Raw genomic sequence first — 8,582 nt, 5'->3', positions numbered from 1 at the left:
GCATCAGAACATTTAAGTTCTTAAAAAAAATACGTTTTGCCTTCGTGGTTAAAATCATATTGTTAATTCTCCCAATCATCTGTACGGAATGAAGAAACCGGCAGGCTATCGTTCCCGAATAAATCGCCGGTTACAAAATCTTTAAAGGCGTAACGTACGGCTACCGGTGTTTTAACCTGCTCAGCTGAAACAGAAATGCTACTTCCGCTTATTGTTGCTTTTGCGGGATAAAATTTCCTGTCTGCTCCTGCTATTTCAAATAAAGCCAGTTCTTTTCCAAATGAAGTTAAGCCATTTGAAACATTTTGAAACTTGATTACAGCTTTATTTTTATCAACGCTTAACGATTCATAATTAGGACTTAGCGCACCAAAACCTTTTATGCCATAAGTTTGAGCCAGTGCCAGGTAAGCTAAACGTGTTCCACCCTGTTTTTTATTTGCCGGATGGATTGATTTTTCTTCGCCAATATCCATTAAAACCGCCATGCCCGAATTCGGAATTTTGGCGAGTGATTTACGCTGTGCATCCCGTAAAAAGGCCGAGTTAAACTTTCCGCCCACATGGTATGGAGGCAGCTGTGCATAGTTGTAAGGCGCAATCTGTGCATAGTAAAATGGAAAATCGCCATTGTCCCAGTTTTTCCGCCATGAGGCAACCATTGCCGGAAATAAATCTTCGTACCGATCAGCACGTTCGTAATTAGATTCGCCCTGGTACCAGATGGCTCCTTTGATGCCATAACCGATTACAGGATAAAACATGCCGTTGTATAATGTGGTAGGTGTTCGGCTTACTTCTTTGATGGTATCGGTTTTTGAAGGAATTTTAATTTCGGGAAACGCTTTTAAATCCTCTGGCGACATCCAGGCTTCTATTGTAGAGCCACCATAACTATCGTTGATGATCCCAATCGGAACATTTAACATTTCGCTTAATAATGAACCAAAATAATAAGCGGTGGCACTAAAACTGGAAACACTTTCCGGAGAAGCTAATTTCCACGGTGAAAGTTTGCTATTTTCCTGTCGTTCGGTAATAGAAGAACGCGGAACGGTATAAAGCCTGATGTTTTTGTTCGCAGATTTTAAAATTACTTCATTTGAACCTATTATGGGCTGACTTTTAAAGCCTTTCATGGGCATCTCCATGTTGGATTGACCACCACAGAACCATACTTCGCCGATCAGTATATCGGTTAAAACTAATTTTTCGCCGTCGTTAAATTCGATGTGATATGGGCCGCCAGCTGTGGGGGTGGATACTTTTACCTTCCACTTTCCGCTTTGATCAGCAGTTACCGTATAGTTTTGCTTATTCCAGGAGGTATTGATTTTTACTTTACCTGATGGTTTCGCCCATCCCCAGATGGCTACATTACTTTGCTGTTGCAATACCATGTGATCGGTAAAAATCGATGCCGGTTTTACTGTAGCCGATGCAATGAGGCAACAGGTAAGGTTTAGGAATATAAGGAGGATCAGTTTCATTATTTGTCTTTTAATAGTCGTCATCTCGTTCCGATAGCTATCGGATTTATTTTTTTAGCCACTACTATTGTTTTTCAATGGTCTAATGGCTACTTCGTGTTCAGCATCTTAATTGCATGATAGACCCTGAAATAAATTCAGGGTGACGATCACGGTGAATTTACCTACTCACAGGCAACCAAACCGACATTTCTGAGTGGCCACGGTTTCCCCAGGCAAAATAGGGTATTAATTTTATTTCGGTTTCGATGTTTTTACCATCAATTGGTCTGTACAGTACATTTTTCCAGTTATTTGGCTTCATTATTTTTGCATTTCCAACTAAAGCCATCATTTCTGCGCCGCTAATATTAATTGCTTTGGCTTCGAACCTGGTCGAAGCTGGAATAAAGGCATTAAAAATACTTTGCTTGGGCAGATCTGTAGATTCGAGACAATAAACAACCGGTCCACGTTTTACGGCTACCTGGTTTCTGTTTTCCTCAACTAAGGGATTGGCCTCAATCAATGTAGCTTCCATCGGGAGGTTTAATTCTACTACATCGCCCTTTTTCCAAAGCCGGTTAATTTCGGCGTAAGTACCGGAAATGGGTTTGATATTTTCAAGCTTTCCGTTAATGCTGATCTGTGCATCTTGTGTCCATGATGGGATTCTTAAAAAAAGAGAATAGGTTTTGTTTTCTGTTCCTTTAATGGTGATTTTGATTTTTCCATCCCATGGATAATTGGTTTCTTCAGTTAATGAAATTTTAGATCCATCAATTAATGTTGTACTTAAATTATTGCTACCATATAAGTTGAACCATAAACCTTTATCTGAAATACTATAAGCATAATCGCTTACCTCAGCAATGGTGCGCACCACATTTGGCGGACAGCAATTGGACAGTGCAATGTAAGGAACACGATCTTTAGACCAACGTTGTTTAAAAGGTAAATCATCTGATTGAGCTAATGGATTAGTATATAAAAAGTTCTTTCCATCAAGGCTTATTCCCGATAAAACACTGTTGTGTAGGGCCAGTTCCATTACATCAGCATATTTGGCATCGCCTGTAATCTGCAGCATACGCCAGTTCCAGAGTACGTTACCGATGTTTGCGCAGGTTTCGTTATGGGCAGTGAAATTAGGCAATTGGTAATCGCGGCCAAAAGCCTGATGGATTTTTTGAACATCAGCGGGGTTGTAAGAAGTTCCATCGGGCGAAGTACCATCATAAAGTGAGCCACAGCCACCCGTAATGTACATTTTGTGCTGATTCACATCGTCCCACATCAAATTCAGTGTGGTTAACAGCGAATCTTTGCCTGTTTCCGCGTATAAATCTGCTACTCCGGCATAAAGGTAGTTTGCACGTACAGCATGCCCCATGGCTTTCGTTTGTTGCAGAAACGGAATCCTATCCTGGTTATCGTCTGTACCATCATCAATTTTTCCCTTAATGGCGATTAAATGCTGTGCAAGTTCGAGATAGCGGGGATCTTTTGTGGTACGGTACATTTCTACAACCCCCATATAGTGCGAGGGGCAGATGGCATTCCGTGCCAATGTTGGAGAGGCCGATTTATAGAAATTATAGAGGTAATCGGTAGCTTTTTTGGCAATATTCAATAATGTTGTTTTTCCGGTAACACGGTAATGGATACAGCCGGCTGTCATTAAATGGCCGATATTGTACGATTCGAAGCTTAAACGGTCTTGAAATTGATTTTTAGAACCTGTTTTACGCTGCTCAATCATGGCCTTGGTGTAAATGTAACCATCTTCGCGCTGCGATTTTCCGATTACTACAATGGCCTTATCCATCATTTCGTTCAGCTTTGGATTTTTTGTTGAGGCATACAAAACCGCAACAGCTTCTAAAGTTTTATAATAATCGCCATCATGAAAAGAAGGACCTGCATGCGAACCAGTATCCAGACCGGCTGCGATTTCAAAATTCTTGAAAGCATGGCTAATTTTCGGATCGTTGTAAATGGCCCACATATTGGGAACCATGGTTTCGGTAGCTACTTTAAAACGATCGGCCCAAAAACCTTTCGTCCAGGTTACGTCTGTAAGGTTGATGCTGTGCAGCTTTGCATAAGGTGAGTTGGATGTATTCACCAAAGCTTTATCCTGTCCGTTTGCGACGAAGGATATCATACACAGCGCCACCAAAATGCTATTTTTTAACATATCCATACTTTATTTCTCCTCCCTCATAATCTGCACCGGGCCTAATAATCCGGCAGGGTTTAATGGTTTACCTTCCAGGCGGAATGGCGCAGTGGTTTTTGTAATTCGTTTATCTTCCGGTAACTTACTGTCGCCGATGAGGCGGTTTGCCCAGGTATTGGTTACTTCTATAGTGATCTGATTTTCGCCCTTTTTGATGGCTTTACTGATTTCTAAACGATGTGGAGCCGTCCATAAGGTGCCACAGTTAATGCCATTGATTTTGACTTCTGCGATACTCGAAAACTCACCAAGATCAATCCATAATTTATCATTTGTATTTCCGGCGAAGTTGAAGTTTTTGTTATAAACGGCTGTACCCGAATAATATTTAACCAGGCTATCTGAATTAGTGGTCCAATCAGTTAAATCGTTAAAGGTGATGGGTTTTGATGGACCAGCATAAGTGGTGTCGAAGTTAGCCTGCCAATTTTTGGAGATATTCTGAACGGTTTTTAAAATTGACCAATTGTTGCCAATAATTAATTGAGGCAGTTGGGATTGTTTTTCAAATATTACGAATACAGATCCATTTGCAGGTAACTTTAGCGAAAATTCAGTCCTGTCATCTTTTATAATCCAATTTTTCAGTGAAATGGTATCGCTGGTTGTGGGATTGTATAGTTGTGGGATCCTTCCTTTTATCCTGAATGAAAAATTTAATTCCCTTTCTGTATTTGCCTGGTTTGAAATGAAATATAAATCTTTGGTTCCCGTTCCCCGGTGTGTAAATGCAACATTTTTTGCCGGCAGTAGAAATGAACTTAACGTAGAAGGTACATAGCGAATATCTAAATCTTTTTCTATACCGAGACTTGTAAAATCAGTACCATAAAATGGAGCTTTATAAACCTCGCCCAATCCCAGTTTATTTACATAAATTGGTTGATTACCGCTCTTAAATGATGTAAACGTGTCGCTCCATATTTCTTTAACAATTCTTTCGAAACCAGTATTGTTAACCTGCTTAATTTCAGGTTGATATAGTGGTTTATCAGCAACAATTACTTTAGCTCCTGCTTTTATCAATTCCGAAAGTTTTTTAACCGTCGCATAACTCATGTACTGATAGTTCGGGTTCATTTTCATACTGCCCGGTATCACCAATATTTTATAGGTAGCGCCGCTTTCGAACACCACATTTCCATCTTTAACGGTTGCTGTACGCAATACATCGGGATTAAAACTATCGTAAGCATAACCACGCAATGGATTTACCCAGTTTTCGGGATCGGCCATGTTTGCAGAGTGGGTTACACCTGAGGGGATCTGCCGCAATGGCTCTCCAACGTTTGCCAGGCGTTTATTTTCGACTTCTACTACATCAGCTCCAAAAATACCCGGCATGGTTTCGACCAAACGATCTGGCAGTACCGAACGTCTAGGTAATTCTTCTCCGGTAAAAACGGCAATATCCACAACCGGTTTGCCCTGTTGCAATAAGTTTTGAGTGCGTTCTGCATAATCAATCCAGGCTTTTCCGGCTTTCCACCAGGTTTGATCGCGTTGAAAATATAAACCCACACCATCAAGGGTCATTCCGGGTTTTCTATCCGTCCATGGATTGTGTGTGAAAACGTGATATACCAGTTTGTTGATACCAAGGGCATAATTGCGATCCTGCAAGGTTTTCATATTGGCCGGACTTTCGTTCCAATCCATCCTTACGGTGGTAAAAGCTTCAGCCTGAATGATGTTTTTACCATAAATATGTGCTCCTGATATCGCATCCAACATATCGTTCGGTTTATCATGTGTAGGACTGTTTAGCCAGAACTCGCCCATCGGCACATCGACCGTTTTGTAATGCATTAAACCATCGCTCATCATGGTTGGGGCAATGCTTTCGGCTGTAAAAGTTACACCCTGCTCCTTCGCTTTTTGAGCAAGGGTTTTATAAAATTGATCGACAACCAGTTCTGAAATGGTTTTTCTGATATCGTAGAGGAAGTTCTCCGAAACACTGGCACTTTCTACAGGTAAACCAGTCATGATAGGCAAATAAGGTGTCAAATCGTAGCCACGGCGCTTTAAAAACTCAGCTTTAAAAACCGGTGACCAGTTCTGACTGCCACACTCCCAGCTATCAACATGAAAAACGCTTAAAACTTTTTTGGCAATTTCTGGTCCGCCATGTTTTAAGGCAGCACCATACCAATTGTCAAATTGTAATTTTACAGCTTCTGGATTGAATTTATCGCATTCCAGGCCCATTCCTCCACCACCAGTTGCATTGGTATGACCGGTTGAGGTATGCCCGATCCTTAAAATAGTCCATTTACCTTTTGGTGCCTGCCAGTTTAAGGTTCCATCAGGCTTTAATCTGCCTGTTAAATTGATGATCTTATTTAAGGGAACGCAAAGGTTTTTGGCAATCTGTTCATCTGTACTTCTTTTGCTTATGCGCCAAACTGAGCCATTTTTACCCTCAAACTGATTGATCTGAGCTTCGGAAGATAACCCGAGGTTGACCAATTTTAACGAAGGTTTCCATTTTGCGGCATCCAAATCTTCTGCTCCAGGTTCCGATCCTTTTTTGTCATAAATAAACCTGAAAAACTTAGCCGTAGTTGGTGTAATTGAATGGGTTACATCTTCGTCGGTATCCTGCCAGCCATGCCTTGGGGCTTCCAACCTGCCAATCGAACGGAAAATTTTACCATCATCGCTAACTTCAATGGCTAAACGTTGTGCCTGATAGTTATTACCACTTACTTTTATGGTTACGGTTCTACAGGTAAAAGGTTTTTCGAATTCGTATTGAATATAACAGGGTTCATTTGAACTAAAATTTTTCTTGTTACCGGGCTGAACCAGACCAGAAGCATCGGCACCGTTACTGGTTGTAATTTTAGGAATAACCGTGCGGGTTGAAGTTCCTTCTCCAATGGGCGACGGATAGGCGTAAACCGCAATATCATTATAATAATTTTGGGTAGATTCTGGTTGAGGTAAATTGATCTTATAATTTGAATTACTGATGGTTATTTTAGACCAGACTACTTTTTGCATAGAAAGCTCTGGCGTAATCCACGGACCGCCCGCCAATGCGAAACCATCGCTTACGTGCATGCCCAGTTTAAGGTTCAAACGTTTGGCCTCGTTCATGGCAAACTCAACCATAGTCCACCATTCGGGCGTAAGCTGAACTGACGGAGGATTGTAAACAGGTGTTTTATCTTTATCGGGACCTTGTATTGTCATTAAATAAGCACCGGCAATACCATTCGATTTCATGGCTTCCAGATCTGCTGTAATGCCGGCCTTTGAAACCGCACCTTTAACCCAATACCAAAATACCCAGGGTTTTGCACTTTCGTTTTGCTGCGCGAAAAGGCTGGCAGAAAAGCAAAAGCTAATCAGTATGAAGCATAAAACCCTGGTATATTGTAGATTCTTCATTATTTGTGTGTGATTTTGTAGCCCCTTAATCCGAAATAAAGGATAACCAGAAAACATACCAACGGAATGCTATAGCCGATCTGAATATTATCGCCATACATGTCGATAAGGCTGCCCATTCCAAATGGTAGGATGGCACCACCCACTATAGACATAATTAACCATGAGGAACCTGGCTTAGTGTCATCACCAATACCATCAATACCCAGTGCAAAAATGGTTGGAAACATAATTGACATAAAGAATCCGATAGCTCCCAGAGCATAAACCACATAAGAACCTTTACCTAAAATGGATACCAGACACAGTAAGATTGAAATTATCGCATATATTGCCAGAAGTTTATTTGACGAAACAAACTGTAGAATTGCAGTTCCTGCAAAACGGCCGGCAGTAAACAGAAAACCATAAACGGCTAAATAAGAGGCTGCCGTTTTCTCATCAAAACCTCCGCCCTGTTGTGCCATTCTGATAAAAAAACTGGTTACACAAACCTGTGCGCCTACGTAGAAAAACTGAGCCACAACTGCCCATTTTAAATGTTTATGGCGTAATGCTCCAAAAAAACTTCCTTTGGCTTCACCATCTATACTTTTAGTCTTAATTTCGGGAAGATTGATGAAGAAAAAGATAGCTGCAATAACCAATAAAACAATTCCCAATGTAATGTACGGGGTTTTAACTGAGGCTGCTTCTTCCAAAAAATAACTGCTTCTGGCAGTATCGGTCATGGCTGCCAATTCTTCTTTACTGTGTGATTTTCCGGAAAGGATAAATAATCCACCGATCATAGGTGCCACCATGGCGGCGAGACCATTAAAAGATGCAGCCAAATTTAACCTGTTGGTTGCTTTTGCAGGATCGCCCAGTACCGCTGCATACGGGTTAGCCGACGTTTCTAACATGGTTAAACCGCAACCAATGATAAACAAGGCAATTAAGAATGTGATGTAAGATAAACTATTAGCTGCTGGTACAAATAAAAATGCGCCGAAGGCAAAGGCCAATAAACCAGAAATCATCGTGGCTTTATATCCCCATTTTTTCAGAATCATACCGGCTGGAATGGCCATTAAAAAATAGGCAAAGAAAACAGAAGTATCGATCAGTGTAGATTGTCTGTTATTCAGATTACAGGCTTTTTTCAAATGTGGAATCAGGATGGAATCAAGATTGTGCGCCATTCCCCACAGAAAAAATAAACTTGTTACAAGTATAAAGGGCAATAAATATTTTTTTCCCGATGAGGGATCGCCTTCGGTTACAATTTCGGTGTGTGTGTTCACTGGATCATTTGTCATTGGTTCATTTGTGTTTAGTTCGATTTATTATGGTTCATTGGTGTATTTGTCATCTGTAAATTAGTCATTTGTGAAATGGTTATTAGCGCCTGGTTCATTGGTCATCGACTATTGGTGTATATCGTTGGTTAAAATCAGTTCTTCGGAATGATAAAAACAGTTAGCGTACAA

The 8,582-nt window shown here is 40.8% G+C and carries 4 protein-coding genes; all 4 read right to left on the bottom strand.

Going from position 1 to position 8,582, the window contains the following annotated elements; genetic code table 11:
• Positions 1–62 precede the first annotated feature (62 nt).
• On the bottom strand, positions 63–1,490 hold the full coding sequence (locus tag B2V92_RS21550; RefSeq protein WP_293312068.1) for a sialate O-acetylesterase: 1,428 nt from the start codon (positions 1,488–1,490) through the stop codon (positions 63–65).
• Positions 1,491–1,650: 160 nt separating this feature from the next.
• Positions 1,651–3,669 (bottom strand): aceric acid hydrolase, encoded by a 2,019-nt coding sequence (locus tag B2V92_RS21545; protein WP_293312067.1) that lies wholly within the window; start codon positions 3,667–3,669, stop codon positions 1,651–1,653.
• Between the two features lie 9 nt (positions 3,670–3,678).
• Positions 3,679–7,110: a glycosyl hydrolase gene (locus tag B2V92_RS21540; protein WP_293312066.1), complete on the bottom strand. Its 3,432-nt coding sequence runs from the start codon at positions 7,108–7,110 to the stop codon at positions 3,679–3,681.
• A complete protein-coding gene (fucP, locus tag B2V92_RS21535; protein WP_293312065.1) occupies positions 7,110–8,411 on the bottom strand; it encodes an L-fucose:H+ symporter permease in 1,302 nt (433 codons plus the stop codon). Before fucP ends, B2V92_RS21540 begins: the two co-directional genes overlap by 1 nt.
• Between the last annotated feature and the right edge of the window lie 171 nt (positions 8,412–8,582).

Origin of the sequence: Pedobacter sp. UBA5917 (genome assembly GCF_002432345.1) — a bacterium.
In the GTDB taxonomy this organism is placed as follows: Bacteria; Bacteroidota; Bacteroidia; order Sphingobacteriales; family Sphingobacteriaceae; genus Pedobacter.
The sequence above is the reverse complement of the archived record's forward strand: the minus strand, read 5'-3'. Positions and strand labels throughout refer to the sequence as shown.